Source organism: Bacillus sp. FSL M7-1345 (genome assembly GCF_038006985.1).
GTDB classification, from domain to species: domain Bacteria; phylum Bacillota; class Bacilli; order Bacillales; family Bacillaceae_G; genus Bacillus_A; species Bacillus_A cereus_U.
The window spans coordinates 437,543-464,053 of record NZ_JBBOWG010000001.1 but is presented as its reverse complement, the minus strand read 5'-3'; the positions used below and the strand labels follow the sequence as shown (position 1 = coordinate 464,053).

The window sequence follows — 26,511 nt, the reverse complement described above, 5'->3', positions numbered from 1 at the left end:
GCAACTGTGCCTGTCTGTTTCATATACTTGTAATAAATGCTCAACATTTTTTCAACGATAAACACTAGAAAAGGAGTGCCTACATTATGCCCAAGGAAAATCCAAATGAGCGGCTCGGTAAATTAATAAAGAAACTGTTAAAGGAGCGCGCTCTATCTATGCGCCAACTAGGAACACTGACAAATATTGATCCTGCAACAATTTCAAGAATAATTAATGGCAAACAACAACCGAAGCAAAACCATTTACAAAAATTCGCAAAATGTCTACAAGTTCCACCGCAATTATTACTTGATGAAATGTATCCTGACTCTCCACACATAAATAAGGAAAAAGCAGATATGTACACATCTCTCGATACAATTCAGCAAACATTACAATCCTCTAACCTATTCGACTTCGAGTACACAACAACTCGTGTGAAACAAGAACTTGAAAATTACGAGCGCTATGCTCAAACTACTGAAGGCGAAAAACGTATTCACGAGAGTTTCAAAAGTAAACTAGAACAAATTGATAGTGCCGGCCCTTTCATTGAACAATTAACAAGTATGTACCAACAATTTTGTACAGAAACCATTTCAAACGAAGAACGTGCAATTATTGGGGGTGCCTTACTATATTTCATTTTATCAACAGACATTATCCCCGATTATCTTTTTCCAATTGGCTATTTAGATGATGCCATTGCCGTTGAATTAGCTAAAGAGAAATTAATTGAAGTCAAACGAAGAACATAAACAGCATAACAAGCTATTTCAGATATTGAATTTATCCACCTCTGAAATAGTTACAAAAAAATCGTACAAGCATACTCACTCGCACGATTCAAAAATCAAACTATTTTCTTATTTTCTCGTATGACACCATTCATATATAAAAGCAGTAATTACTTTTGTAAATTCAATTAACTGCTCCACTTCAACTTTCTCATTTACAGAGTGTGCTTCTTCTAGTGTGCCTGGTCCATAAATAATCGCTGGAATGTGGAACTCACTAAACCAACCGCCATCAGTTACCGTTGCTGACATATCTAAAATTGCATTTTTAGATAAAATAGATTCATGTACTGAACTTAGAGTTTTTACAGCAACATGTTCGCTATCTACTTCTAAAGAAGGAAAAATTTCGCCACGATCCACAATCATTGATTCTCCGCCCCACTTAAATTGTGGTGGGTTCTCGCTTAACCATGGATCTGCTGCTGCCACTTTTCCTAAATACTCTTCTATTTCTTCTATTATTTGTTCATGCGTTTCATTTGGATAAAAATGTACGGTTATCCACAATCGGCACTCATCCGCAATAAATGCCGCATGACGTCCTCCTTCAATAACAGCTGGATTAATTGTAGTTGTTCCAGATGGATAGCCTTCATATGTTTTCATGACTGCCCAATGACGCTCTAATTCTTGTAAGCTTTGCACAATTTTCATCATTTTCTCAATCGCACTCGCTCCAAATAGACGTCCTCCAGCATGGATCATTTGTCTACGTGTTGCATCATGAAACGTTTGCGGGCTTTTCACAGTAATCCATCCAGTAATTACGCCGCCCTGTCCTTGCATATGTAAATCACTCGTATCCACTACTACTGCAAAATCAGCATCATAACCACGCTTACAACATTGAAGTGTCCCCCGCTTCTCCTACTTCTTCGCCAATTACCGATTGAAAAATTAAATCCCCAGGTAATTCAATCCCCGCTTCTTCTAAAAGCCGAATAGCAAATAAGGCTCCAGCTAGTCCACCTTTCATATCTGCCGCGCCTCTCCCAACTAACCAACCATCTGTTATAAACGGCTCAAACGGATTTGTTTCCCACGGCTCGTCCTTTGATACTTCTGCAACATCTATATGCCCATTAATAATGAGACTTTTATGTGACTCACTTGCTGTCCCTTTTTTCACTCCAACAACATTCGGATCATTCGGATATACATCCCATTTATCAATACTAAAATTTCGTTTTTTTAGAAACTCTGCCACAAATTCTTGCGCCTCATTTGTATTTCTTGCTGGTGGTGCTGGTGTTTCAAAGCGAATTAAAGCTTTTGTAAGTTCTAGTAGCTCGTCTTTTCGTAAATCAATTTGTTTTAATAGCTGTGAAACTTCTTGATTCATTGCTAATTCCCCTTTGCATACGTAGTATGTTTCCAGCTTTATTTTCACAAAAAAAGAGACTGTTTACAATCTTACAGTCTCCAAATTAATCAATATTATAAAGTGAAACTATAATTAGTGGGGGGTGTTCATCCCCCACTAATTATTAGCCTTCACCAATCGGGCGTTTACGGGCAGTTGATCTCCCACCTAACTTCTTTGCTCCAGCCGAATTTTGAGGTGAGAGTTTTACTGCCCGTTAATGCGGGGTAAACTTTCTACTTCTGTTGTATTTGTCTTTTCAATATGTTCTACTTTACTTCCCTTATTTCTTGTAGCACGGTAAAACAGTAAGCAAATAATCATAAATGGAATACCACAATACAATGCCATTCTTTGTTCCGGAATAAAAGCCATGCCAACAATTACAGTTAAATTTAATACTAACGCAAGAATTGGAACAAATGGATACAGTGGTGTTTTAAATTTCAAATCCTTAATATCTCCGCCCTGCTTTAAGTATGTCCTTCTAGCTAATAGGTTAGATAAAGCAATAGATGCCCAAACTAATATCGCTCCGAACCCTGCAATTGAAAGAAGCCATAAATAAACTGTATCTTCCGCATAAATACCTGATAGTAATGAGAGACACCCTACAAACGTACTTACAATCAATGCATAAATAGGAACACCGTTTTTAGATAATTTACCAAAAATCGGGCTAATCATTCCTTGATTCGACATCGACCATAGCATACGGGAAGTTGCATATAATCCTGAATTCGCAACTGATAGTACAGCTGTAATAATAACGAAATTTATAATATCAGCCGCATAAGGAATACCAATTTTATCAAATACAACTACGAATGGACTTTCTATCACGCCTGCTTGCTGCCAAGGAAATAGTCCCGCAAGAATAAAAATAGATAGTACAAAGAAAATAAGTATGCGCCAAACTGTATTATTAATTGCCTTCGGGATAGTTTTCTCTGGATTTTCACTCTCACCAGCTGCAATACCAACTAGTTCTGTTCCTTGGAAGGAAAAATTAACTGCAATCATCGTAATTAAAATAGCCGATAATCCATTTGGGAATAATCCACCATAATCAGTAAAGCTAGAAAACATTGGTGCTGGTTCATTTCCTTTCATATCTAGAAAACCAAACATTGCCGCCCCGCCCAAAATAATAAATGCAATGATTGTAATTACTTTAATACTTGCAAACCAAAATTCAACTTCCGCAAAACTTCTTGAAGATAATGCATTAATAGCAAAGAGCAACACTGCAAACGCTACACACCAAATCCATGACGGTACATCAGGAAACCATCGTTTCATCAAAATACTAACTGCAATTAATTCAATACCTATCGTAGCAGACCAGTTTAGCCACGACATCCATCCCACTACATAACCCGCTGCAGGGGAAATGTGCTTTGTAGCATACGTTTGATAAGATCCTGCGTCAGGCATCGCAACCGCTAACTCTCCTAGACAGAGCATCGTTAAATACATAACAAACCCACCGACAAGATACGCTACAATTGCCCCTCCAGGTCCAGCTTCATGAATTGTATAACCCGATCCTAAAAAAAGTCCTGTACCAATAACTCCCCCGAGTGCAATCATAAATATGTGCCGACTTTTCAATTCCCTTTTTAATCCCTGGTTTTGATCCATCATATAAATCCCCCCTTTTCACTTAGCAAACCCTTTTAATGTAAGCGTTTTTAAAACCCTTCATAGTAAAAATAATTATTTAAAAGAGCAAAATATATATTACTACTATTAATCACTACCCGTTATTAAAAGGTCATCTCTCACTGTTATTAATAGTTTTTGATCAGCGATAGCTTGTCCTTCTACCACTTCTAATGATTCGATATAACCACTGATTCCCACTTTAATTTCCACTTGCTGCTTATCTATTGTTTCAATTAACGCTAATTTCTCCCACTCATATACGTAAGAACTTTCAGTAACAAATAATTTCTCTACTTTCCCGTAACAAGGACTATACACGCCTTCTATAACCGTCTTCACTTTATAAATTCCTCCCTCTTATTAATTGGCACTGAAACGTTGCATAACTTATAAAGATTCCTAATCCCCCTACTCTTTAAATTTAGAGATCTCAACTACTATTCATGCAAAATACGTACCAACCTCAACACCTATGTAAAATTGGGATTTCTTACGAAAAAAATCTGCATAACCGCAAAATTTTTCTATCATTTGAAAAGTTTTAAGAGAAAATAGCAAAAAAATTTTGCGATTTTATGAGAATTTTAATAAAATTATAAAAAGTCAGTCTTCATAGGGTATAACGAGGAGAAGATAATACATGCATACAGAAGAAATCAATTTTAAAAAGATTATTGAAATGAATATGCTATATGAAACTTTACTAAATGAACTAGATATTGGGATTCATATTATTAATGAGGAAAGTAAAACGATTATCTATAACCGCAAAATGATGGACATTGAATCAATGGATCGTTCTGATGTGCTAGACAAAAATCCTTTAGAAGTATTTGCATTTGAAGAAAATAAAAATAGTACTCTTATAGAAGCATTAAAACTTGGAAAAACAAACAAAAATATAAAACAAACGTATTTTAACAATAAAGGACAAGAGATTACGACGATTAACGATACTTTTCCTATAATAGAAAATGGAAAAATTAAAGGAGCTATTGAAATTTCAAAAGAGATTAGTCATTTAAAGCAAACAATGAAAACGAACCTTTCTCGCAAACAAAATACTAAGTTTACCTTTGATCACATAATTGGTGATTCTAGAGCTATTCAATCGGTCATTGCAGAAGCAAAGAGAGTAATACGTACATCCTCCTCCATACTTATCATCGGAGAAACAGGGACTGGTAAAGAGCTATTTGCGCAGAGCATCCATAATGAAAGCCAGCGTTCAACAAAACCATTTATTTCGCAAAACTGTGCCGCTATACCAGAAACCTTAATGGAAAGTCTACTATTTGGTACAAATCGAGGTGCTTTTACAGGAGCAATAGATAAACCTGGTTTATTTGAAGAAGCAAACGGCGGGACTTTGTTATTAGATGAGATCAACTCATTAAGTCCAACACTTCAAGCTAAATTGCTGCGGGCTATACAAGAAAAAACAATACGAAGAATCGGAGGCACACAAGAAAAAGAAATTGATGTTCGTATTATAGCAACTATTAATGAAGATCCTCTTGAAGCCATAGCACACAATCGATTAAGACAAGACTTATATTACCGATTAAGCGTTGTTACTTTATGTCTTCCGCCTTTACGGGAACGAAAAGAAGACATTGCATATCTTGTTCAACACTTTATTGAAAAATACAATATCCAATTTGATCTTAGCGTAAAAGATGTAGATTTAAACGTAAATAACTTTTTCTATAAATACGATTGGCCTGGTAATGTGAGAGAACTAGAACATATAATTGAAGGCTCCATGAACTTAATAGAAGATGAAGATATCATTACAGCTTTCCATATGCCAACGCACTTTCGCGAACTAGCAAAAAAGGAACTCAATATGCAGACTCCGCTAACTAGTCACAATACTGATACGCCACAAAATTTAAAACGTATAATCGAAGAAATGGAAAAGAAATATATCCATCAAATTCTTAAAGAAAATAAAGGTAATATCTCACAGGCCGCAAAGTTTTTAGGATTGAGCAGACAAAACTTACAATATCGAATTAAAAAATTGCATTTACACATATGAAATAAAGTGAAACTTTGATCAGTGGGGGTTTTGTCCATCCCCCACTGATTATTAGCCCATACCAATTGGGCGTTTACGGGCAGCCCGACTCCCACCTAACTCCCTCGCATTCGCCGAATTTTGATGTGGGAGTCTTACTGCCCGCAAATAGCGGGATGAATATTTCTCCAAGTGTAAGTAACTATTTGGGAAAATATGTTATAATATACATGCAACATGCTAGAAAGGGGCTATATATATGAGTAATGATAAAAAATTAAAGTTACTACACTATTTAGGTCTTTTCCCTACCATTCTATGTATAATGCTATTCATTGATATGAGCAGCTTTCCTCATGCAAAGCTATTAGGCATAATTAGTGGCTCCTTTGCAGCTATTATGCTTGCTGCTTTTTGGAATTTGAAGCTACGTATGAAGAAAGAAAAATCTTCTTAATTTCAAAGTGCAAAAAAAATCGAGCCTTATCAGCTCGATTTTTTTACTTATTATTAAAATTTAACATTCTCCAAGTACAACCCGCTCGCCTCAGCAAGACAATTAATTTGATTACGTTGTTTTTCCTCTAAAATGTTTGGAATTGCGTCCGCCTCTAATTGTCCTAATCCAACTTCAATTAATGCTCCAACAATTTTTCGCACCATGTTATGAAGGAATCCGTTACCACTTACTCTAATTTGTACAAATCCTGATTCTTCGAAAACATCAAGTGTATACACTTCTCGAACCATAGATTTTTTCTTAGACTTTGCATTTGAAAAAGCAGTGAAGTCATGTGAACCAATTAAATGTTTCGCAGCTTCTTTCATGTTTTTCACATTTAATTGTTTATTCACGTGCATGCTGTATTTACGCATAAATGGGTTCGTATACTCTTCATTCCAAATTTTATACAGATATGTTTTTGCTTTAGAATTGTAACGAGCATGGAAACGATCTGGTACTTCTTCTACACTCGTAATACTAATATCATTTGGTAAATATTGATTTAAATACTTTTTCACTTTATGTTCTACTAACTTCTCATCACTTTGAAAGTTAGCTACTTGATTCAAAGCGTGTACACCAGCATCCGTTCTACTACAGCCGATAATTTCAGTTTCTTTTCCGACCATTTCAGATATTATACTTTCGATTTTCCCCTGAATCGTATTGTCATTATTCCCAAGACGTTGCCACCCTTTATAACGCGCACCGTCATATTGAATCGTCAATTTATAATTGTTCATCGTATTCTCCTTACTTCCATTCGCTAAATAAAATATACCCTCACATAACTCCTGCTTTGTGAGGGACATATCCTTATTGAATGTTACTTTCTAACAAGTTTCACTACATTTTCTACATGAGCTGTATGCGGGAACATATCAACTGGTTGCACATACTCCACTTCATAACTCTTCATTAATGTTTGTACATCACGTGCTAATGAAGATGGATTACAAGACACGTAAACAACTTGTTTCGGTTTCACTTTTAAAATCGTTTCAAGTAATTTATCATCGCAACCTGTACGCGGTGGATCGACAACAATGACATCTGGACTCCAGCCTTCTTTCACCCATTTCGGTAACCATTGTTCCGCTTTACCAGCTTCATACTTTGCATTTGTGAATCCGTGGCGTTTTGCATTTTTCTTTGCATCTTCAATCGCTTCTGGAATTACATCCATACCACGTACTTCCGCTGCATCATTCGCAAGCCAAAGTCCAATCGTACCGACACCGCAATACGCATCCACAATCTTCTCGTTTCCTGTTAAAGCAGCTGCTTTTTTCGCTTCATCGTATAAAACAACCGTTTGTTCTGGATTTAATTGGAAGAATGCGCGTGCTGATAATTCAAATGATAAATCACCTAGTGTTTCTTGAATTACTTCTTTTCCAGCTAATTTAAATGTTTTATCACCGAAAATAACAGACGTTTTACGCCAGTTTACGTTTTGCATAATTGATTTAACACTTGGCATTTGTTTTTGTACTTCTGCGATAAATTGATCTTTATTTGGTAATTCTTCTTTTGTTGTAATAAGTGTGACTTGCACTTCCCCTGTTTGAACTGCAGTACGTGTCACAATTGTGCGTACTAAACCTTTTTGTTTTTTCTCATTGTAAATAGAAACATTTAATTTTTCTAATATACGTCTTACAACTTTTGTCGCTTCATTCGTTGCTTTATGCTGAATCATGCAATGAGAAATATCAATTAACTGATGTGAGTTTTGCTTATATAACCCTGTAATAACCTTTTCGTCTTTACGCCCCACTTGCAATTGACTTTTATTACGATAATGCCATGGATTTTCCATACCAAGCGTTGGGCGAATTTTCTCTTCTAGACTGTCATTCATATACTTCTCGAATGCTTGTACAACGATATCACGCTTTTGATTTAATTGTTCTTTATAATCTAAGTGCTGCAATTGGCAGCCACCACACTCCTCATATACTGAACATGGTGCTTTCACACGATGTGGTGATGATTTACGAACTTTTTTCACTTTCGCTTCAGCGAAGCCACGCTGAATTTTCGTTGCTTCAGCAACAACTTCTTCTCCTGGTAATGCCCCTGGAATGAAAACAACTTGTCTCTTAAAATAACCAACGCCTTCTCCGTTAATCCCAAGACGTTTAATTGTCACAGGAAACGTTTGACCAACTTCCAACTTACTCTCTTGTTGCTCTTGTATCATTATTACACCTCTACTCTATACTTTTCCATAAATATAACGCTGCATAACTGCAATATGGTTCACACTCTTGTTTCACTTTTTCTAAAAATGCATCATCAGGCTTATTATCTAATTGAAATACACCTTGAAGTGCACGCCTAATCCCGATATCTGCTTCTGGAAACATGTTTTTCCGGCCAAGCCCAAACATTAAAAAGTTTTGCACTGTCCATGCTCCAATACCCCTTATTGGTAACAATTGTGCCGATACTTCTTCTTCTGTTTCGTTTTCTATCCTTGCTAAATCTAATTTACCGTCTGCAATATGTTTTGCTAATCCTACTATATATTCGGCTTTTCGCTGACTAAACTTCTGCTCTCTCAATTCCTCTATTGAAATATTCGCTACTCTTTCTGGTGTTGGGAAAAAGAAAACGCCGTTCTTCTCTGTCCCATATCGTTTTACAAATTGATCTGTTAGCACCGTAGCAAATTTCAAATTTATTTGTTGATGAATAATACAACGAAGAAGACAAGCGAAATAATCAAACTCTAATATAATTGGAGTATAAGCATATGTTTCAAACAGTGGACGTAATGATGTGTTTAAAAAATGATCTTGTATATTTTGAAACGGTTCATTCCAGTGAAAAATGGACCTCATTCGTTTCATTACTTTCTCTTGATCTCCTGCCTGACTAGAAATCCAAAACTGTGGATTTTGAACAGTACCAATCCCTTGCAAACGAACAACAATTTGTTCTTCGTCTATAAAAAGCGGGACATAAATTACTTTCTCGTCTAATTGAATGACGTTTAACGGGTCGAAAGCTAAACGCTTTAGCACTTCTTCAAAATGGTACGGATATTCTAACGTAACATGTTCGCTCCACATACGTTTCCCCATCCTTTTTACACATCATTATAGCATGAGAAAACCGCAAGCATACATGCTTACGGTTGATTGCTTTTTACTAAATCATCTAGGCTTTTAAAATGATACCCTTTCTCGCGCAAATCATCAATGATTTTCGCAAGTGCTTCTGCATTATCTTTTGATATTGCATGAAGTAACAAAACAGATCCTGGATGAATCATAGTCATTACATTATTATGAGCGTATTGCCATCCTCTTTGCTGATCTACTTTCCAATCAAGAAATGCAAGCGACCAAAACACGTTATGATATCCCATTTCTTTCGTAAGAGCTAACGTTCTTTCGCTAAATACACCTCGCGGAGGGCGTACATATTTCACTTCTTTTTGCCCCGTTACTTTTTTAATCTCTTCCGTTACGCTCGTTAATTCTTCACGAAGTTTTGCATCATTTACTGTTGTAAAATCTGGATGACTCCAAGAATGATTACCAATAATATGTCCTTCATTTTTCATTCTTAATAATAAATCTTTTTGTGTTTTTATATAATGTCCCGTCACAAAGAAAGTTGCTGGTACTTTTTTCTCCTTTAATACATCTAAAATCTTTCCTGTGTATCCATTTTCGTATCCATTATCAAATGTTAAATAAATATCTTTTTTCTTCGTATCTCCTAAATAAAACCCACCATTTTTTTGTAGTAATTCTGTATATAGTTTCCCTGCATCTGGCACCGTTTCATTTTTAGGACGTGGGATTCCCCAGTTATGTGGTGTATTCGTATAAGCAAATGTTGAAACTGGAACAAGTGCCATCATAATTGAAAAAATGAGACCTATATATAACCATTTATATTTCATAAATAGTCTCCTTTCCATATATAATCGTACCTGTAGTTTCTGTTTCCCTGCTTTCTTTCATGCTGAACATGTTTTTCTATATATACCAAAAAATGCACCTCGAATAATTCGAGATGCATTTCTCTTTACTTAAATACAGGTTCTTTAAAGCTCGCCAATTTTTCAAGTGATGTTTTATCAACATCAGCATGTAGACTTTTACCATGAGAATCCATCGTTACAACTGCTTTAAAACCATAGATACGTAAATGCCACATTGCCTCTGGGATACCGAATTGTAAGAAATCAACATCTTTCACTTCTTTAATACATTCAGCATAATATTGTGCTGCACCACCAATTGCATTTAAGTACACACCACCGTGTTCTTCTAAAGCTGCTAATGTTTTAGCACCCATACCGCCTTTACCAATCACAGCACGAATACCGAACTTTTTCATAATATCGCCTTGATATGGCTCTTCACGAATGCTTGTCGTTGGACCTGCCGCTTTAATTTGCCAATTGTCATTCTCATCTTTCACTACAACTGGACCACAGTGATAAATAATTTGTCCCTTTAAATCTACTGGACAATCGTTATCCATTAAATGTTTATGAATCGCATCACGTCCTGTATACATCATGCCGTTAATTGTAACAACATCACCAACACGAAGTTCACGAATTTGCTCTTCTGTAATTGGAGCTTGTAATACGATTTCACGCTGCTCTGTTTGTTCTTGCGCAGCATCTTGCTGAAGTGTATCTTCACCTTCCTGGTACAACCAATCCATAATTTCACCTGTTTCAGGATGAATTGTTACGCCAAGCCGACGATATGCCCAGCAATTATATGCAACAGATACGTAGAAGCTCGCTGGCAAACGATTATATACTCCAACTTTGCAACCTAATAAAGTTGTTTCTCCGCCAAATCCCATCGTACCAATGCCAAGCTTATTTGCATTCTCTAATACGTACTCTTCAAGCTTTTGTAATTCTGGAACTGAATTTACATCATCTAATGTACGGAATAATTGATTTTTTGCTAATTCGTAACCTGATGTGCGGTCTCCCCCGATACCGACGCCGATTACCCCAGCGCTACACCCTTGCCCTTGCGCTTGATATACTGCATGAAGAAGGCATTTACGAATTCCTTCTAAATCACGCCCAGCTCGTCCAAGTCCTTCTATTTCACAAGGCAAGCTATATTGAATATTTTTGTTCTCACAGCCCCCGCCCTTTAAAATTAAACGTGCATCAATGTAATCTTTTTCCCATTGTTCAAACTTAATAACAGGTGTACCTGGTCCTAAATTATTTCCGCTATTGTCTCCAAAAAGAGAATCAACAGAGTTTGGACGAAGTTTACCATCTTTTGTCGCCCGCTCAAGCGCACTATAGATAGCTTCCTTCAGTTTTAATTGATTCACACCAACTGGTGTATAAATTTTAAACGTTGGCATCCCTGTATCTTGGCAAATTGGCGAGATATTATCATCTGCCATTTTAATATTATTCGTAATTGTGCCAAGTGCCATCGCCGAACGAGTTCCTGCATTTTCTCGTTCTTTCGCTTGTTGAATTGCGCGACGAACATCTTTCGGTAAGTTCGTTGACGTTTCAACAATTAGTTGATACATGCTTTCTTGAAGCTTTTCCATTGTTACTTCCCCCTCAATTGTGAACGCTACCAAAACGTTATGAAATGAAAATTCCATTGTTATACTCTTCAGCTGTTTATTTATCCCGCTATTTGCGGGCAGTAAGACTCCCACCTCAAAATTCAGGTGGAGCAAAGAAGTTAGGTGGGAGATCAACTGCCCGTAAACGCCCGATTGGTTCAACTAATACTCAGTGGGGAATGACCCCCACTGAGTAAAGTTTCACTTTATTTCACGCCATTAAAGGTTAAATGAAATTTTTCACAACTTGATTATACCTTTTTTTCTATATTCCTTCTATTATCCGTACAGAAAAAGGCTGCCAATTTTGTAGTGGCAGCCTTTTTAATATATTATTCGTCTTTTTTAAATTGCTCACATTTCAGTTCTAATTCATCTAACATTGCAAGAAGACGATCTACATCTTCCAATTCTACCTCTTCTGGTTCAATCGTATCAATTACTTCAATGAACATATTTAAACGTTTTTTCAAATATACTAGTTGTGAATCTTTATCTTGAATTGCTTTTCCCATGAAGGCACTCTCCTTTTAATTCGAGTTGCTTTTATTATACCGCAAAAATGATGGATATGGGCATGTAATTTCATCAAATTTGTCGCAGTAATTCATTATAATGTAAGCCCTCTCTCTTTTTTTACAAAAAAGTTTCACTTTATAAAAAGCACATATTCTTCTATTATAGAGAATGGACAAATTGTTATTTCAATAGTCAAAGGAGTATTTCATATGACGATATCACAAATAATGAAGCCGATTACTCCTTCTTACGATCCATGGGAAGCGTATATGGACCTTGAAGAGTACGGCAAACTACTATTAACAAACGTTGAGTTTACAACGACGACGTTATGCAATATGCGTTGCGAGCATTGCGCTGTTGGTTACACATTACAGCCGAAAGATCCAAATCCGCTTCCGATGGAGCTTTTATTAAAACGATTAGATGAAATTCCTTATCTACGTTCTTTAAGTATTACAGGCGGAGAGCCTATGCTTTCAAAAAAATCCGTCGACAACTATGTAACACCACTCTTAAAATACGCCCATGAACGAGGCGTTCGCACTCAAATCAACTCAAACTTAACTATAGATTTAGCACGTTACGAACAAATTATTCCCTACTTAGATGTATTGCACATTTCACATAACTGGGGAACAATCGATGACTTCGTTGAAGGCGGATTTGCAATGATGGAGCGTAAACCTACTTATGAACAGCGCGCTAAATTATTTGAAAGAATGATTACAAATAGTAAAGCTCTATCAGAGGCAGGTGTACTCGTATCAGCCGAAACTATGTTAAACAAACGAACTCTACCACATATTGAACATATTCACCGTCAAATCGTTGAAGAAATGGGCTGTAAACGTCATGAAGTGCACCCAATGTATCCGAGTGACTTCGCTAGCACACTTGAAATTTTAACAAAAGAAGAAATTCGAAATGCAATTGAACATTTATTAGAGATCCGTGATGAAAATGTATGGATGTTATTTGGAACATTACCTTTCTATGCATGTAGTGATGATGAACGTGATTTATACACATTGAAGAGATTACATGAAAGTAAAAATGTAACTGTCCGCAATGATCCCGATGGTCGTTCTCGTTTGAACGTAAATATTTTCGATGGAAATATTATCGTGACCGATTTCGGTGATGTCCCGCTTCTAGGTAATGTACAAACAAATACACTACAAGAAGCTTACGACAAATGGTGTGACTCAAAAACAGCAAAATCATTAAGTTGCCATTGTCCTGCCGTGAAATGCCTTGGACCAAATGTTCTTGTAAAAAATAGCTACTATCCAAAAGAAGATTTCTTATCAAAAACATCAAACATTATGTTATAAAGTGAAACTTTAATCAGTGGGGGTTTTATTCATCCCCCACCGATTATTAGCCTTCACCATTCGGGCGTTTACGGGCAGCAGGGCTCCCACCTAACTTCTTTGCTCCAGCCGAATTTTGAGGTGGGAGTTTTACTGTCCGGCAAATAGCGGGATAAATAAAAAATGTCAGCTTATAGGCTGACGTTTTTTATTTCATTGTGAATGTGATGAAGAAACAAATTTAAAAAATAAATGATCATGAATTGGAATAGCAGCTCCGATTCCTTGAGATGTAATATTTTTCACGACAAGTCTTTTTTGATTCCCTTTTAACACAAGGTAGACTTCTCCAAATGTTACTTTTCCTTTTTCATTTACTGCTGGTGTATACGCATATAAATATCCAATTTGACTTGGACTAATATTATAAACACGCTCATGTCCGGTACCATAACCAATGGTTGTTTTAAATGAAAGTGGCAATTGTACTTTTTCAAGCGCTTTTAGAAGCATCATTTTTTTCACATCTGTGGCATCTTTCATATCTGCTGTTAAATCACCTTCGATTGTCTTTTGGGTTTCTTGCTTATAGCGAAGTGGGTATAAGCGATCACCTCCGCGATTATCGTACACATTGCGATTCACTTGCTTATATTCCCAATTAATCGATGTATCTATTGACTCATAATTTAATGCCCATTGACCTAAATAAATTTTCGCCCGGTATCCTACCGCAAGCGGTGCATTCGAAATTGTTGTTTCATTAAACATTCGAATTAAATCTGGATTTTCAATTTTGATATTTGCTGTTTTCAATAGTTCTTGCGCAAACTTACTTGGCTGTAAACGCGGTAAATCTTGTGCATCATTCGGAAATGTATTATCTTTTGAAATATTTAAAACAGATGAAGGCATTTTTACTTCTACCGTTGTCTTTGCAAAACTACTGTTAGGAAATAATAAGATAAACGAGACCATGGTTGAAAGACATATGCTGTATACTCGTTTCACCTGTCTGGCTCCTTCCTACATAAAGGTATATAATTTACTGTATTTATCCCGCATTAACGGGCAGTAAGATTTCCACCTTAATATTCCAATTAAACAAAGAAATTAGTTTGGAAATCAACTGCCCGTAAAAGCCCGATTGGTTCAGCTAATAATTAGTGGGGATGAACATCCCCCACCAATTAAAGTTTCACTTTATTGTTTTCTCTCATACGCATTGTTATCCCTATTTTTCATAATAAATAAAAACCAATTCCCATAATGACATACGCCGCTAATAAAGTGCCTCCTTCAAACCAGTTTGTATCCCCATCATTTGAAATCGCAATGGTTAAGAAAACAGCTGTAATCATAGAAACAAGTTCTGGTATTGTAAAGACTAAAGGCATCTTTTGTGCAAAAAGCATCGAAAGAAGTACTAACACAGGAGCAACAAACATGGCGATTTGTAATGTAGAGCCTACTGCAATTTCTACTGCGATATTCACTTTATTTTTATATGCCATAATAATCGCAGATGCATGTTCTGCTGCATTACCAACAATTGCAACGATAATAACCCCTATAAATAACTCTGACCAGCCAAACGACTTTGCGACCGTTTCAAAAGTATGTACGAGTGCCTCTGACACATAAGCAACTGCAAGTGTTGCTATCGCTAAAACGAGTAGCGCTTTACCTTTGGACCACTCTGGCTCTTCCTCATGTGCTACTTCATCACTTTTATGTTGATATACACCACGGTGCGTAACTAACTTAAATAGCAATGCAGCAAGGTACATAATAATCATGATAATAGAAACACCAATACTTAATTGATACGTCTTTCCAGCATCCATCTTCATTGAAAAAATCTCCGGAATAACAAAGGCTACGACAACAGCAAATATTAATAAAGCTGAATTATGTCTTGCATCATAAACATTGAAACTTTGCCTTTTATACTTAAGGCCACCTATAAAGAAGGATAGCCCTCCTACCAGTAATAAGTTTCCAAGTACAGAACCAGTTAAGGAAGCTAAAACAACTTCTGTTAATCCTGCCTGAAGTGCAAAAATTGAAATGATAAGTTCAACGGCATTACCGAAAGTGGCATTTAATAAACCACCTATCCGAGGCCCAGAAACGATTGCTAAACTTTCTGTCGCCCTCCCCATAAAACCAGCTAATGCAATAATAGTAATGCAGTATACAGCAAACATAATGGTTTGTGGCCAATGAAGTGTTTTTCCGATTACAGAAAGTGGTACACCTATAAGCGCTACTGTAAGAAATATTTTATTAAACATGCTTTTCATCCTTCCATCGTATGTATTTCTCCTCGATATTATTATTATTCATCTCCTAACTTGTCCGATTTCATCACAATTACGTTTAAAAAATCGGATTGAAGAAAACAGTATGAAAGATATTTAAATTATCTTGTTCAGACAGAAAAAATTACGAATTATGAAAAGAGGCTAAAAATATGCACTTAAAAGAAAAAATCGCAACTATTATTCAAGGTCAACGTACTGGTGTATTATCTACTGTACGTAACGATAAGCCACATAGCGCCTTTATGATGTTTTTCCACGAAGATTTTGTACTATATGTTGCAACAGATCGAAATTCAAAAAAGATAACAGATATCGAAAAAAATCCCAATGTACATGTACTACTTGGACGTGAAGGAAAGAAATTAGATGAAGATTACATTGAAGTTGAAGGTATAGCTTCCATCGAAGAAGATCAAACATTAAAAAACAAATTTTGGACTAATAGCTTAAAACGCTGGTTACTCGGTGCGGAAGACCCTAATTACGTACTAATAAAAATCAATCCCGATACAATTTATTACATCGATGGTGCTGGTACGACCGAGCCCGAGTTTTTACGACTTTAAAATGAAAACAAGCCCTTTAAGCGGGCTTGTTTTGTCGAAAGGTTCTTCTAAAAAAAATAATAAAATAGGTGGAACTTTCTAAAGATTCTGTTATATAATAGCAGTAACTTAAATAAACTGTATTAAAACAGATTGAGGGGAGAAATAAAAATTGATGAAAAGAGAAGAACGAAAAAACATGATTGAGTTTATTGAAAAGAAAAAAGGGATTGAACGTGACGAATTATTATTTATGACGGATGATGAAGTAGAACATATTTATAATGTAACGTACTTTTTATATGAAGAAATAGCAGAGTAGCATAATAAACCCCCACCTTATTAAAAATATAGGGCGGGGGTTTATTTCGTTATTTATACATGAGAATGATTTTCATGTATAATAATGTAAGATTGGAGGAATTTCCCTATGAGTCCATGGCTATTATTCGCACTATTATCAGCAGTTGCCGCTGCCCTCGTATCTATTTTTGGAAAGATTGGCTTAGATGGAATCGATGCCAACGTCGCAACAACGGTTCGCTCTATTATTATGGCATTATTTATGGTAGGAGTTATTATTATACAAGGTAAATTTCAAAATATCGGTGATGTTCTCTTAAATAAAAAAGCCCTGCTATTTATCACATTAAGTGGAATCGCTGGTGCTTCGTCATGGCTATTTTATTTTCTTGCATTAAAAACAGGAAAAGTTTCACAAGTAGCACCTATCGATAAATTAAGTGTAGTATTTTCCATTATTCTCGCGATGATTATATTAGGTGAAAAGTTAAACTTTATGACTGGTATTGGTGTAGTCTTTATTACAGCTGGTGTATTATTTATTGCTTTCAGCTAAAAAACCGCTATTATTAGCGGTTTTGTCTTTTCCTTATGTAAATCCACACAATCAATGTTACAATTGCCGAAACTAATAAAATCCATATTCCATAATGATGTAAACTATATTCAACAAAGCGCCACTTCTCTCCCAGTTTCCAACCTAGGCCAATAAAAACACTTATCCAAATTAGTGCACCACCGTAAGCATACAAACAAAAACGCCACCATGTTAAATTTGAAACTCCAGCAAAATATGCTGTTAAATGACGTACTCCTGGTATAAAGTATCCAATCATTAAAAGAAATGGACCGTATTTTTCAAATAAAATATGTGTTTTTTCAATATGATGTTCCTTAATTCTAACTTTCGGACCATATTTTTTTAAAACAGGGAGCCCAAGTTTTAAACCTAATATGTAACTTAATGTAATGCCAAGCATTGCACCTGCCATTCCACTTAAAAAAGCAGCTGTTCCTGACATAACTCCTTTTGAAATGTTATATCCAATAAAAGTCAATAAAAACTCATCCGGTATAGGTAATCCAACAATCCCGCCAGCTAAAGCTATAATAATTCCAAAATATCCATAATGTGCGATTAACTCGCCAATATGTTGTTCCATTCGGAAGACACATCCTATACACGATCGTTATTCCATATTGTGCCCATTCTATCTTTAAGACAAACATGGTATACATATTCACTATACATTGTTTTTATAATGAACTCTACTTCTATTCCATTCCTTAAACAGAGATTTAATCAGTGGTTTTTTTATCCATCCCCACTGATTATTAACCTGAACCAATCGGGATTTTACGGGCAGCAGGGCTCCCACTTAACTTCCTTGCATTCGCTCAATTTTGGAGTAGGAGTCTTACTGCCTATAAATAGCGAGATAAAAAAATAAAAATTCATAGGCTTATTTTTTTGTTACAATAAAGGGAAGTTACTTTTTGCAACGGTTTAACTCTCAAGAAAAATGATATATCTAGCAAAAACATAGTTTGGTCTATATAATGCAACTTCTACCTAATAGAGTAACATGCACCCTTTTACATACAACATCATTTTTCTAAATTATACAGGGGGAACGAACATGACCATTGAAAAACAATTTATCCAAAAGATTTACTATAAAACATTTTTAACAGAAGAAACTTCCATTCCGGTAACGGAAGTACTCGGTGAAGCATATATAAATGAATCAAAAAATGAATTCTCCAATATATCTAATATTCGCTTCGCACAAGGTGAAGTTTACTTTCAAAATAACGACTTTGAAGCAGCAATATTTAAATGGGAGAAAGTAAATAATGAACTTGCTCTCTGGGCCATGAAGAATATTGCAGATGCTTATTTCGAATTAGGTTTCTTACCAAAAGCAGAGGAACTTTATAAATCTATTCAATCAGAAGATACAACTCTTACGATGGAAGTTTCCCTACAACTTCTTTCTCTTTATATCGAGCAAGACCGTCTAGGACTAGCATTTAAGACGATTAGTGAAGCTGTTGCATTTCAACCAGACTATCCGAATATTACTGCGATTGCTCGATCGTTCTATGAAAAACAAGAAGATTGGAATAATGCTATTGAACTCGCTGTTCAAGAAGGAATTCGAACAAAATCATTACACTGGTTCGATACTTTAATAAATTATGTGAACAGAGGCTTTACTAAAAAAATTAAACCTGAGTATTTCTATGAATCTTTAAAAGCCTTATATACAATTGATCAAGTTCAATTTAAAGAGCTTGTTATTTCACTTTGGAACAGTTATCAAAATGAATCATTACATCTACCTTGGATTCAAACAATAAATCACTTATTCTTACATATTGAAGTAGACGCTAATGATGATTGGAATGAAATTTCTACTCGCTATCAAGAGACGTATTTTGAATTGATTACTGGACAATATTTCATGCACGAATTGCAAGGACTTGTACCAGATTTATTAACAAATTGGTTTAGTTTAACGAAAACCGAGGATTCTTTACTTGTCTCCGCAGCAGTATTAGCATGGAATGAAGTTTCACCGACAACTCTAGAATCATTACTCGTAAAAAGCGCAGGTGCCTTACTTTCAAATGCATCAGCTCATGCAAATGTTGATATGGCAGACGGATCAGCATTATTTGAAACGATTGCTGTATGGGCTGAGAAGAATGATGTAGATTTAGGTCATCAATTCACACTACTTGTTCGTGAGTTATACGATTTAACTGTTACACAACTTCTAGTAGCAGGCGCTAGCGATTATGATAAATCAGCCTTTATTAACTCTATACTAGGAGAAAATATATTAAATGGGGCTATAACAACTTCAATTACATTTAAAGATGATAGTCAAACTGAAATAACTGAGCTTACAGAGCTAGATATACGAAATATACCAAACTTTGACGAACTTCATAACATACTAGCGGCACCTTCTCAGTCAGAACTAGAAAAAAAATGTATTGAAGTTAAATTACCAAGTAGATTTTTACGAAAAAATAAGTTTTCATTCCTTGTCACACCTACTGTGCATGGACAACTTGACAAAAACAGCTCTCACTTTGAATACTTACAGGCAGCAGATAGTCTCATCTATGTACTAAATTCAGCTTCACCATTACATGATGAAGAGCTCGATACATTATTATATATTCGTGAGCAAGTACCAAATTTACAAATTCAATTCGTCTTACAAACAATTGATACGACTACTAGTGAAAACATCACGAACAACATTAAAAAGAAAATACTCGTACATTTCCCAGAAGCACAATTTTTCCCTTACTCTCCTTCACAAGAGAGTAGTGAACAGCTAGGTAACGTAACAGACTCTATTCTTTCTAACCTTACTCAGCGTAACGTTGAAAAAGAACGCATTGAAAAATTATTATGGTTTATCCAAAAAACAATCGCATACCTTGTCAATGAACGTGTGGAATTAGAAAATACGTTAGTGAAATCCGTCCGCTGGAATAAACATATTTTAGTAAAACTTGATGGTTTTATTAATAATCTTACTGCCATCCAAAAAGATAAAATTCGTTCCATTACAGAATCTTATCTCTTAACGAAAGAAGAGATTACGCAGGATATACATTCTCAAATTCCTGAATTGTTGCAGAGTTGCTCTGATCTTGTTCAAGAAGATAGTGATTTCAAATTGGTCCATGAAGAACTAAATGTAGCAATGAATGAAAGAATTCAAAAACATGTACAGCAAGTGCTTCTCCCTAAATTTACTCAATCTATTCAAGAATGGATTGAAACTGCTCATAATGAATTCATTCAAGCTCAGGCTTATTTAGATGAAATGGGCGATACCTTTAATAAGCTCTATGAGGAAGAGCGTATTAAACTTCCTTGTGATTTCAAATTACTAGATGACTGGGATAGAGATGTTGCAAGAATGACGAATAGAATTACAGTAGCTAACATCAATATTTTATTACGCTTTACACCGACACAATTTTTCTTAAAGAGTGCAGGGAAATTATTCGGTAATATGCAAAAAAATCAATCTATGCTATCAAATAAATATAAACAATATATTGAAACAGAAGATTATACAGAAGTTGCTCAGATGATTTCAAAACAATTTTTCCTTCAATTTGAAGTATTTGAAGGTGCGCTAGAACGTGATATCATGATGTTCTTTAAAGACCCTCTTAGCATATTGAAACAAACCGTAGAAGCGGCCCAACTTGAAATACAAGAAGATGAGCAAACATTAACAAAGCTAAGAACGAACCCAGAAACTTATCATGATCCTTTAACACTCTTTAAATTGCAATTGTTACAACGAAAATTCATGTTAAATATCGACCGAAACAATGAAATCATTACTTCACAAGAAACAATAAATAAAACACCAACTGTTTAAATAAGAAAAACCAAGCAACTAATTCGCTTGGTTTTTCTTATTTCTAATTATCCATTTTCACATGTTCAAATGGATAATATATCGCCATGAGCTTTCCTAATACTTCTGTTCTATCAATAAGCCCTAAGCCGTTCCTACTATCCCTACTAACTAAACGATTATCTCCCATCACAAAAATTTTGTTTTTAGGAATTGTAATCGGTCCAAAATCTTCAGTTAAATTGATAAGTAATTTTTCTGCCTGTTTTTTATTATTCTTTAAATACTCTTCGTTTTTCACTTGATGATTAACATATAATTGATCATTCTTCATCTCAATTACATCTCCTGGCAATCCAATAACTCTCTTCACGTAGAAATTATCTGTCTTCACGACAATAATATCCTCTCTCTCATAACTTTCAAATCTCTTTGCAAGTTTATTAATAATTACTTTATCTCCATCTTGTAACGTCGGCCTCATCGATGCGCCTTTTACAGTCGTAGGAAAAAACAAAAAGATTTTTGCCAAAAACACCACTAAGCATGCAATCGCAATTATTTCAAAGAATTCACGCAAACGTTTTTTCTTTTGCATCATTCCACCATCTCATCATCTTTTTATTTTTATTATAAGTACTCCGACCGGTGAATTTCCATAAAATTCTGAATTATAACATTAGAATATTACAAATATAAAAATAATAACCCCCATAAATTTACTATCCTTATATACTATATTTTTCATCTACTAAACAGGACTTTTTCTATGACATTCATGCTTAAAAAATATAGAATACTGCATAAATTAAAAAACAAATATAGTAGCATAGCAATAAAAAAGATACTCTCAAAATAGTCTATCAACTATTTTTGAGAGTATCTTTTTATAATCCTACATATACGATACACATCTGCGCTGCGACATATGTAAACCAAATCCAAAGTGGTTCATACTTCAGTTTGCGCCCCCCGATATCTGTCACACCGATAATAAAATCAGAAATCACAAACAATAAGCCACCAAGTGCTGGCACCCACCATATTCCTGTATTCTCGTAATATAAGGCGAATGCAAAACATGCCATTCCTCCAACCCACAAACCGTAAATTAGAGCCCCAATCGTAAACAATTTATCCTGTTTTTCATTTCGGATAAAAAAGAACCATCCTATAATTAGAAAGAGTCCGTATACGAGTAAACCGATCCAAAAACCATTCCATGAAATACCTGTTTGTAAAAATGCTTTCACATAGAAACAATGTGCAAGCGCGAAAGTAACCATTCCTCCAATTAATCGATGACCAATTGGAATTAATCCTGCCATAAATAAATCCCCTACAGTTGACAATGTCATACCGAGTGCAACCCACGTACTGTACTCAACCGATGGATCTTGTAACCATATCCAAATTGCACTTCCTGTTAAAGAAAAACTAAGAATAAGACGAACCGCTAAAGGTAACGGCATATTATTTCTCGTTCTTTTCGTCTGTCCTATTGCATAAATTGCTCCCATTAAAAAAAGAATAATTTGCCCGACTAACACAATGTAAAGTACATTCATAATATGTTCTCCTCAATAAATGCTTTTTCTATCTTTTTTTCGTTACATATAGCACGTTCTCCTTTTTCTATGTAAAAAAAGAAGAACAATACTGTTCTTCCATTTTAATCGTTTTTCTGTTCTCTATGCTAGTTGTTTTTCTTGCTCAACTTTCTTTTTAATCGGATTACGATTTACTACAATAATTCCCGCTGCGACACATGCTAAACCAAATAGTACAAAGGAATGAATTGCTTCCCCTAAAATCAGACTTGATAGTAGCACACCAAACACTGGTATAAAGAACATATACATCGAGACTTTCCCTACTTTGTTATACTTCATAATTGTATTCCATATACAGAATCCCGCTGCTGATAAGAACGATAAATATATGAGCATAAGTATTGCATGTAGATTAAATGCGAATGGCATCATTCCAACTTGAAATGCACCTATACATATCAAACCAATTGATCCGAAAATCATCTGATATGCTGTCATATACCCAATATCTAACGTTTTACTACCTTCTTTCGCTAATATGTTTCCATACGAATACATCATCGCTGCTCCAAGAAGTAATAAGCTACCTATTCCAAAATGGAATGATAAACTTCCATCACTCGGTACATTCACTAAAATCACACCGCAAAAACCGATAGCTACTCCAATTACTTTTCTCCTATTTAGAGCATCATCTTTATATAAAAAGTGTGCGAGTAAAATTTGAAAGAATGATGATGTTCCTGAAATAATCGCTCCTTCAATTCCTGAGCTGTAACTCATTCCAATATAAAAACATATATATTGAAGAAAAGTTTGAAACAAGCCAATTTGAACTAACTGCTTTCCTGTTCCTTTTTTGAACTTCATATCTTTTCCTAACGCTTTAAAAAATAATAAGAGCATTACACCAGATAAGAAAAAGCGATAGCCAGCAAATAATATTTGTTCCCCGACTTCTTGTGGCTGAATTCCAAGTTCAACATAGCTTAATTTAATAAAGGGAAATGCGCTTCCCCATAAAAATGTTGCTACTATTGCAGCAATAAACACGCCAATCGGATGGGTAAAAAATTTCTCTGTCTTCAACTTGATGTCTTCCTTTCCGACCTTTTTATGAACAATATTCATATATACCAAAGGAAATGCGAAAACACAAGTTTTCAGTTTATCCCGCTATTCGCCGGGCAGTAAAACTCCCACCTCCAAATTCGGCTGGGGCAAAGAAGTTAGGTGGGAGCCCTGCTGCCCGTAAAAGCCCGATTGGTGAGGGCTAATAATTAGTGGGGGATGAACACCCCCCCCCCACTAATTAAAGTTTCACTTTATACTAAAACAAAAACATATCATCTAAGAAAAACATATGCTATACTATAGAATAATTACAACATAATAACTATTAAAATCAGATTCAACAGAAATGCTGCTATCCATTATGGATGGCAGCTTTCGTCGTTTTATAGGGGTTTCGATTTTGATTCTTTTTCTCAATAAGAATTCGGAAGGAGCGAGTATTAATGAACGCAGAAGTAAAAACATTACAAGCACAAAAAGATATTTCTCATCCCTCTTTATGGGATACATTAAAGAAACATTATGAACTTATATTTGCAATCGCATCTGGTATTTTTATTTTAGCTGGCTGGTTATTCACAAAAAATGATGCAATAAGTGCAGGTATTACTTTCTATATCCTTGCTTATGTAATTGGAGGATTTGCAAAAGCGAAAGAAGGTATTGCAGACTCAATTGAAGAGAAAGAGCTAAATGTTGAAATGCTCATGATTTTTGCAGCTATCGGCGCCGCAGTTATCGGTTACTGGGCAGAAGGTGCTATTTTAATCTTCATCTTTGCATTAAGCGGAGCTATGGAATCTTATACATTAAGTAAAAGCCAAAAAGAAATTTCAGCGCTTCTTGACTTACAACCTGAAGAAGCATTACGTATTTCACACGGAACCGAGGAACGTATTCCAGTTGGACAATTACAAATTAACGATATTATTTTAATTAAGCCAGGTGAGCGTGTTCCTGCTGATGGCACAATTCATACTGGTGAAACAAATATTGATGAAGCTGCTATTACAGGAGAACCTATTCCGAATGAGAAAAAATTCGGTGATGAAGTATTTGCTGGCACTGTAAATTTACGTGGAGCTATTGAAGTTAAAATTACGAAGCCGAGCGATCAAACATTATTCCAAAAGATTATTCGTCTCGTTCAAAGTGCACAAAGCGAAAAATCACCATCACAACTATTCATCGAAAAATTTGAAGGAACATACGTAAAAGGTGTACTACTTGTTGTTGCGCTGATGATGTTCGTTCCTCATTTCTTACTTGATTGGAGTTGGAATGAAACGTTTTATCGCGCTATGATCTTACTTGTAGTCGCTTCTCCTTGCGCACTAGTTGCAGCCATTACACCGGCAACTTTATCAGCAATTTCAAACGGAGCGAGAAACGGTATTCTCTTTAAAGGTGGTATTCATTTAGAACGTCTAGCTTCAGTAAAGGCGATTGCCTTTGATAAAACAGGAACATTAACACAAGGAAAACCTACTGTAACAGATGTATATGTTCGAGAAGGCATAGCAGAAAGTGAAGTACTTTCTATTACAGCAGCGATTGAAAGTCACTCTACACATCCTTTAGCAGAAGCGATTGTTAAATATGCAAAACATGCTTACGACATTACGATAAAAAAACCAGAAAACGTTGAAGATGTAACTGGTTTTGGATTAAAAGGAATATTAGAAAACAAAGCTTATAAAATTGGTAAAGCTGATTTTATGGGGGAAGAAATAAAAACATTCCATAATGGCATTTCTGCTTCACTTGAAAAAGAGGGGAAAACTGTCGTTTATATTAGTGATGAGGATGGTATTCTTGGACTGATCGCTTTAAAAGATACCCTTCGCCAAGAAACGATAGCGGCTATTCGTGATTTGCAAAGCATTGGTGTCGAAGCAATCATGATTACTGGTGATAATGAAGAAACAGCAAAAGCAATTGCCAATGAAAGTAATATAAAAGAATATTACGCATCATGTTTACCGGAAACAAAAGTTGAAACGATAAAGCAGTTAAAAGAAAAGTATGGCATAGTCGCCATGGTTGGAGATGGTATAAACGATGCACCTGCCCTCGCTACTGCTAGTATTGGTGTTGCAATGGGTGAAGGAACAGACGTAGCATTAGAGACTGCAGACGTTGTTCTTATGAAAAACGAATTATCTCGTCTCTCTCAAGCAATCCGTTTATCAAAACGAATGAACCGTATTGTGAAGCAAAACGTTATCTTCTCTTTAGCTGTCATTGCAATGCTGATTTGTTCAAATTTTTTACAGTTTTTAGCTCTTCCCTTCGGTGTTATTGGACATGAAGGAAGTACCATCCTTGTCATTTTGAATGGTTTACGATTATTAAAAGGAAATAAATAACGGGTCCCTGATGAAGGACCCGTTTTTTTTAATGGTAGCTATTATGACCGTTCGCACTGCTGCTCGTTTTATGCTTTGGATGCGAACTGCTCTTTTGTTTATTGTTGCTTTTATTATTGTGGTTCTTTTTATTATTACTCATGAAATATCCCCCCTGTTCCCTTTTATT

General features: G+C 35.4%; 23 protein-coding genes and 1 pseudogene. 9 read left to right on the top strand and 15 right to left on the bottom strand.

The annotated features are described in order from the left end of the window. Positions 1-86: 86 nt before the first annotated feature. Complete coding sequence (locus MHB76_RS02380) at positions 87-740, top strand: helix-turn-helix domain-containing protein (protein ID WP_002159397.1); 654 nt, start codon at positions 87-89, stop codon at positions 738-740. 108 nt (positions 741-848) lie between these two features. Here the strand turns inward: MHB76_RS02380 and MHB76_RS02375 are convergent. The 3 genes and pseudogenes from MHB76_RS02375 to MHB76_RS02365 all read right to left on the bottom strand — a co-directional run bounded on the left by MHB76_RS02375 (position 849) and on the right by MHB76_RS02365 (position 4,152). Continuing rightward, positions 849-2,124: pseudogene (locus MHB76_RS02375) on the bottom strand (acetylornithine deacetylase). Between the two features lie 228 nt (positions 2,125-2,352). Then, a complete protein-coding gene (locus tag MHB76_RS02370; protein ID WP_002159399.1) occupies positions 2,353-3,792 on the bottom strand; it encodes an amino acid permease in 1,440 nt (479 codons plus the stop codon). A 105-nt stretch (positions 3,793-3,897) separates the two neighbouring features. Continuing rightward, complete coding sequence (locus MHB76_RS02365; protein WP_002010281.1) at positions 3,898-4,152, bottom strand: biotin/lipoyl-containing protein; 255 nt, start codon at positions 4,150-4,152, stop codon at positions 3,898-3,900. A 301-nt stretch (positions 4,153-4,453) separates the two neighbouring features. On the opposite strand from MHB76_RS02365, the gene MHB76_RS02360 reads away from it, so the two are divergent. Next, a complete protein-coding gene (locus MHB76_RS02360; RefSeq protein WP_002159400.1) occupies positions 4,454-5,857 on the top strand; it encodes a sigma-54 interaction domain-containing protein in 1,404 nt (467 codons plus the stop codon). Between the two features lie 238 nt (positions 5,858-6,095). Beyond that, a complete protein-coding gene (locus MHB76_RS02355) occupies positions 6,096-6,293 on the top strand; it encodes a hypothetical protein (RefSeq protein ID WP_002159401.1) in 198 nt (65 codons plus the stop codon). 53 nt (positions 6,294-6,346) lie between these two features. Here MHB76_RS02355 and truA read toward each other — a convergent pair whose 3' ends face one another. From truA to MHB76_RS02325, 6 genes are all read right to left on the bottom strand, one after another. After that, the gene (gene truA / locus MHB76_RS02350) at positions 6,347-7,084 is read right to left on the bottom strand and encodes a tRNA pseudouridine(38-40) synthase TruA (protein WP_340985588.1); all 738 of its coding nucleotides are present in this window, start codon (positions 7,082-7,084) and stop codon (positions 6,347-6,349) included. 83 nt (positions 7,085-7,167) lie between these two features. Beyond that, positions 7,168-8,547 (bottom strand): 23S rRNA (uracil(1939)-C(5))-methyltransferase RlmD, encoded by a 1,380-nt coding sequence (gene rlmD / locus MHB76_RS02345; protein WP_016103455.1) that lies wholly within the window; start codon positions 8,545-8,547, stop codon positions 7,168-7,170. Positions 8,548-8,557: 10 nt separating this feature from the next. Beyond that, positions 8,558-9,421, bottom strand: coding sequence for a DNA-3-methyladenine glycosylase family protein (locus tag MHB76_RS02340; RefSeq protein WP_002113774.1), 864 nt, complete (start codon positions 9,419-9,421; stop codon positions 8,558-8,560). A 59-nt stretch (positions 9,422-9,480) separates the two neighbouring features. Further along, entirely contained in the window at positions 9,481-10,263 is a 783-nt protein-coding gene (gene pdaA / locus MHB76_RS02335) for a delta-lactam-biosynthetic de-N-acetylase (RefSeq protein ID WP_002201873.1), read from the bottom strand. 125 nt (positions 10,264-10,388) lie between these two features. Further along, positions 10,389-11,912 carry a class I fumarate hydratase gene (gene fumA / locus MHB76_RS02330; protein ID WP_176107973.1) on the bottom strand — a complete coding sequence of 508 codons (1,524 nt, stop codon included), beginning with the start codon at positions 11,910-11,912 and terminating at the stop codon, positions 10,389-10,391. 353 nt (positions 11,913-12,265) lie between these two features. Further along, positions 12,266-12,448, bottom strand: a complete 183-nt coding sequence (locus tag MHB76_RS02325) for an SE1561 family protein (protein ID WP_002091170.1) — start codon at positions 12,446-12,448, stop codon at positions 12,266-12,268. Positions 12,449-12,661: 213 nt separating this feature from the next. Here MHB76_RS02325 and yfkAB point away from each other — a divergent pair, with 213 nt between their 5' ends. Next, positions 12,662-13,789: a radical SAM/CxCxxxxC motif protein YfkAB gene (yfkAB, locus tag MHB76_RS02320; RefSeq protein WP_002113768.1), complete on the top strand. Its 1,128-nt coding sequence runs from the start codon at positions 12,662-12,664 to the stop codon at positions 13,787-13,789. A gap of 192 nt (positions 13,790-13,981) precedes the next feature. Here yfkAB and MHB76_RS02315 read toward each other — a convergent pair whose 3' ends face one another. Beyond that, positions 13,982-14,779, bottom strand: coding sequence for a YfkD famly protein (locus tag MHB76_RS02315; RefSeq protein WP_002159405.1), 798 nt, complete (start codon positions 14,777-14,779; stop codon positions 13,982-13,984). A 230-nt stretch (positions 14,780-15,009) separates the two neighbouring features. After that, positions 15,010-16,065 (bottom strand): calcium/proton exchanger, encoded by a 1,056-nt coding sequence (cax, locus tag MHB76_RS02310; protein WP_002159406.1) that lies wholly within the window; start codon positions 16,063-16,065, stop codon positions 15,010-15,012. A gap of 179 nt (positions 16,066-16,244) precedes the next feature. Between cax and MHB76_RS02305 the strand changes: the two genes are divergently transcribed. The 3 genes from MHB76_RS02305 to MHB76_RS02295 all read left to right on the top strand — a co-directional run bounded on the left by MHB76_RS02305 (position 16,245) and on the right by MHB76_RS02295 (position 17,499). Next, positions 16,245-16,661, top strand: a complete 417-nt coding sequence (locus MHB76_RS02305) for a pyridoxamine 5'-phosphate oxidase family protein (protein ID WP_002125015.1) — start codon at positions 16,245-16,247, stop codon at positions 16,659-16,661. Between the two features lie 154 nt (positions 16,662-16,815). Next, complete coding sequence (locus MHB76_RS02300) at positions 16,816-16,962, top strand: BH0509 family protein (RefSeq protein ID WP_000817786.1); 147 nt, start codon at positions 16,816-16,818, stop codon at positions 16,960-16,962. Between the two features lie 108 nt (positions 16,963-17,070). Then, positions 17,071-17,499 (top strand): EamA family transporter, encoded by a 429-nt coding sequence (locus MHB76_RS02295; protein WP_078173506.1) that lies wholly within the window; start codon positions 17,071-17,073, stop codon positions 17,497-17,499. A 13-nt stretch (positions 17,500-17,512) separates the two neighbouring features. Here the strand turns inward: MHB76_RS02295 and MHB76_RS02290 are convergent, their stop codons facing one another. After that, positions 17,513-18,106: a DedA family protein gene (locus MHB76_RS02290; protein WP_002113741.1), complete on the bottom strand. Its 594-nt coding sequence runs from the start codon at positions 18,104-18,106 to the stop codon at positions 17,513-17,515. A 477-nt stretch (positions 18,107-18,583) separates the two neighbouring features. Here MHB76_RS02290 and MHB76_RS02285 point away from each other — a divergent pair, with 477 nt between their 5' ends. After that, on the top strand, positions 18,584-21,367 hold the full coding sequence (locus MHB76_RS02285; RefSeq protein WP_078173507.1) for a tetratricopeptide repeat protein: 2,784 nt from the start codon (positions 18,584-18,586) through the stop codon (positions 21,365-21,367). A gap of 43 nt (positions 21,368-21,410) precedes the next feature. Here the strand turns inward: MHB76_RS02285 and lepB are convergent, their stop codons facing one another. The 3 genes from lepB to MHB76_RS02270 all read right to left on the bottom strand — a co-directional run bounded on the left by lepB (position 21,411) and on the right by MHB76_RS02270 (position 23,988). Then, positions 21,411-21,947 (bottom strand): signal peptidase I, encoded by a 537-nt coding sequence (gene lepB, locus MHB76_RS02280; protein WP_002159410.1) that lies wholly within the window; start codon positions 21,945-21,947, stop codon positions 21,411-21,413. A 286-nt stretch (positions 21,948-22,233) separates the two neighbouring features. Continuing rightward, the gene (locus MHB76_RS02275) at positions 22,234-22,914 is read right to left on the bottom strand and encodes a lysoplasmalogenase (RefSeq protein ID WP_002159411.1); all 681 of its coding nucleotides are present in this window, start codon (positions 22,912-22,914) and stop codon (positions 22,234-22,236) included. Positions 22,915-23,037: 123 nt separating this feature from the next. Beyond that, positions 23,038-23,988 (bottom strand): DMT family transporter, encoded by a 951-nt coding sequence (locus MHB76_RS02270; protein WP_016103448.1) that lies wholly within the window; start codon positions 23,986-23,988, stop codon positions 23,038-23,040. Between the two features lie 428 nt (positions 23,989-24,416). Here MHB76_RS02270 and MHB76_RS02265 point away from each other — a divergent pair, with 428 nt between their 5' ends. Next, positions 24,417-26,342 (top strand): heavy metal translocating P-type ATPase, encoded by a 1,926-nt coding sequence (locus tag MHB76_RS02265; protein ID WP_078173508.1) that lies wholly within the window; start codon positions 24,417-24,419, stop codon positions 26,340-26,342. Positions 26,343-26,511 lie beyond the last annotated feature (169 nt).

Coding starts and splice junctions, on each gene's coding strand:
- MHB76_RS02380 (WP_002159397.1), top strand. CDS start 87: ATGCCCAAGGAAAATCCAAATGAGCGGCTCGGTAAATTAATAAAGAAA.
- MHB76_RS02370 (WP_002159399.1), bottom strand. CDS start 3,792: ATGATGGATCAAAACCAGGGATTAAAAAGGGAATTGAAAAGTCGGCAC.
- MHB76_RS02360 (WP_002159400.1), top strand. CDS start 4,454: ATGCATACAGAAGAAATCAATTTTAAAAAGATTATTGAAATGAATATG.
- MHB76_RS02355 (WP_002159401.1), top strand. CDS start 6,096: ATGAGTAATGATAAAAAATTAAAGTTACTACACTATTTAGGTCTTTTC.
- truA (WP_340985588.1), bottom strand. CDS start 7,084: ATGAACAATTATAAATTGACGATTCAATATGACGGTGCGCGTTATAAA.
- rlmD (WP_016103455.1), bottom strand. CDS start 8,547: ATGATACAAGAGCAACAAGAGAGTAAGTTGGAAGTTGGTCAAACGTTT.
- MHB76_RS02340 (WP_002113774.1), bottom strand. CDS start 9,421: ATGTGGAGCGAACATGTTACGTTAGAATATCCGTACCATTTTGAAGAA.
- pdaA (WP_002201873.1), bottom strand. CDS start 10,263: ATGAAATATAAATGGTTATATATAGGTCTCATTTTTTCAATTATGATG.
- fumA (WP_176107973.1), bottom strand. CDS start 11,912: ATGGAAAAGCTTCAAGAAAGCATGTATCAACTAATTGTTGAAACGTCA.
- MHB76_RS02325 (WP_002091170.1), bottom strand. CDS start 12,448: ATGGGAAAAGCAATTCAAGATAAAGATTCACAACTAGTATATTTGAAA.
- yfkAB (WP_002113768.1), top strand. CDS start 12,662: ATGACGATATCACAAATAATGAAGCCGATTACTCCTTCTTACGATCCA.
- cax (WP_002159406.1), bottom strand. CDS start 16,065: ATGTTTAATAAAATATTTCTTACAGTAGCGCTTATAGGTGTACCACTT.
- MHB76_RS02305 (WP_002125015.1), top strand. CDS start 16,245: ATGCACTTAAAAGAAAAAATCGCAACTATTATTCAAGGTCAACGTACT.
- MHB76_RS02300 (WP_000817786.1), top strand. CDS start 16,816: ATGAAAAGAGAAGAACGAAAAAACATGATTGAGTTTATTGAAAAGAAA.
- MHB76_RS02295 (WP_078173506.1), top strand. CDS start 17,071: ATGAGTCCATGGCTATTATTCGCACTATTATCAGCAGTTGCCGCTGCC.
- MHB76_RS02290 (WP_002113741.1), bottom strand. CDS start 18,106: ATGGAACAACATATTGGCGAGTTAATCGCACATTATGGATATTTTGGA.
- MHB76_RS02285 (WP_078173507.1), top strand. CDS start 18,584: ATGACCATTGAAAAACAATTTATCCAAAAGATTTACTATAAAACATTT.
- lepB (WP_002159410.1), bottom strand. CDS start 21,947: ATGATGCAAAAGAAAAAACGTTTGCGTGAATTCTTTGAAATAATTGCG.
- MHB76_RS02275 (WP_002159411.1), bottom strand. CDS start 22,914: ATGAATGTACTTTACATTGTGTTAGTCGGGCAAATTATTCTTTTTTTA.
- MHB76_RS02265 (WP_078173508.1), top strand. CDS start 24,417: ATGAACGCAGAAGTAAAAACATTACAAGCACAAAAAGATATTTCTCAT.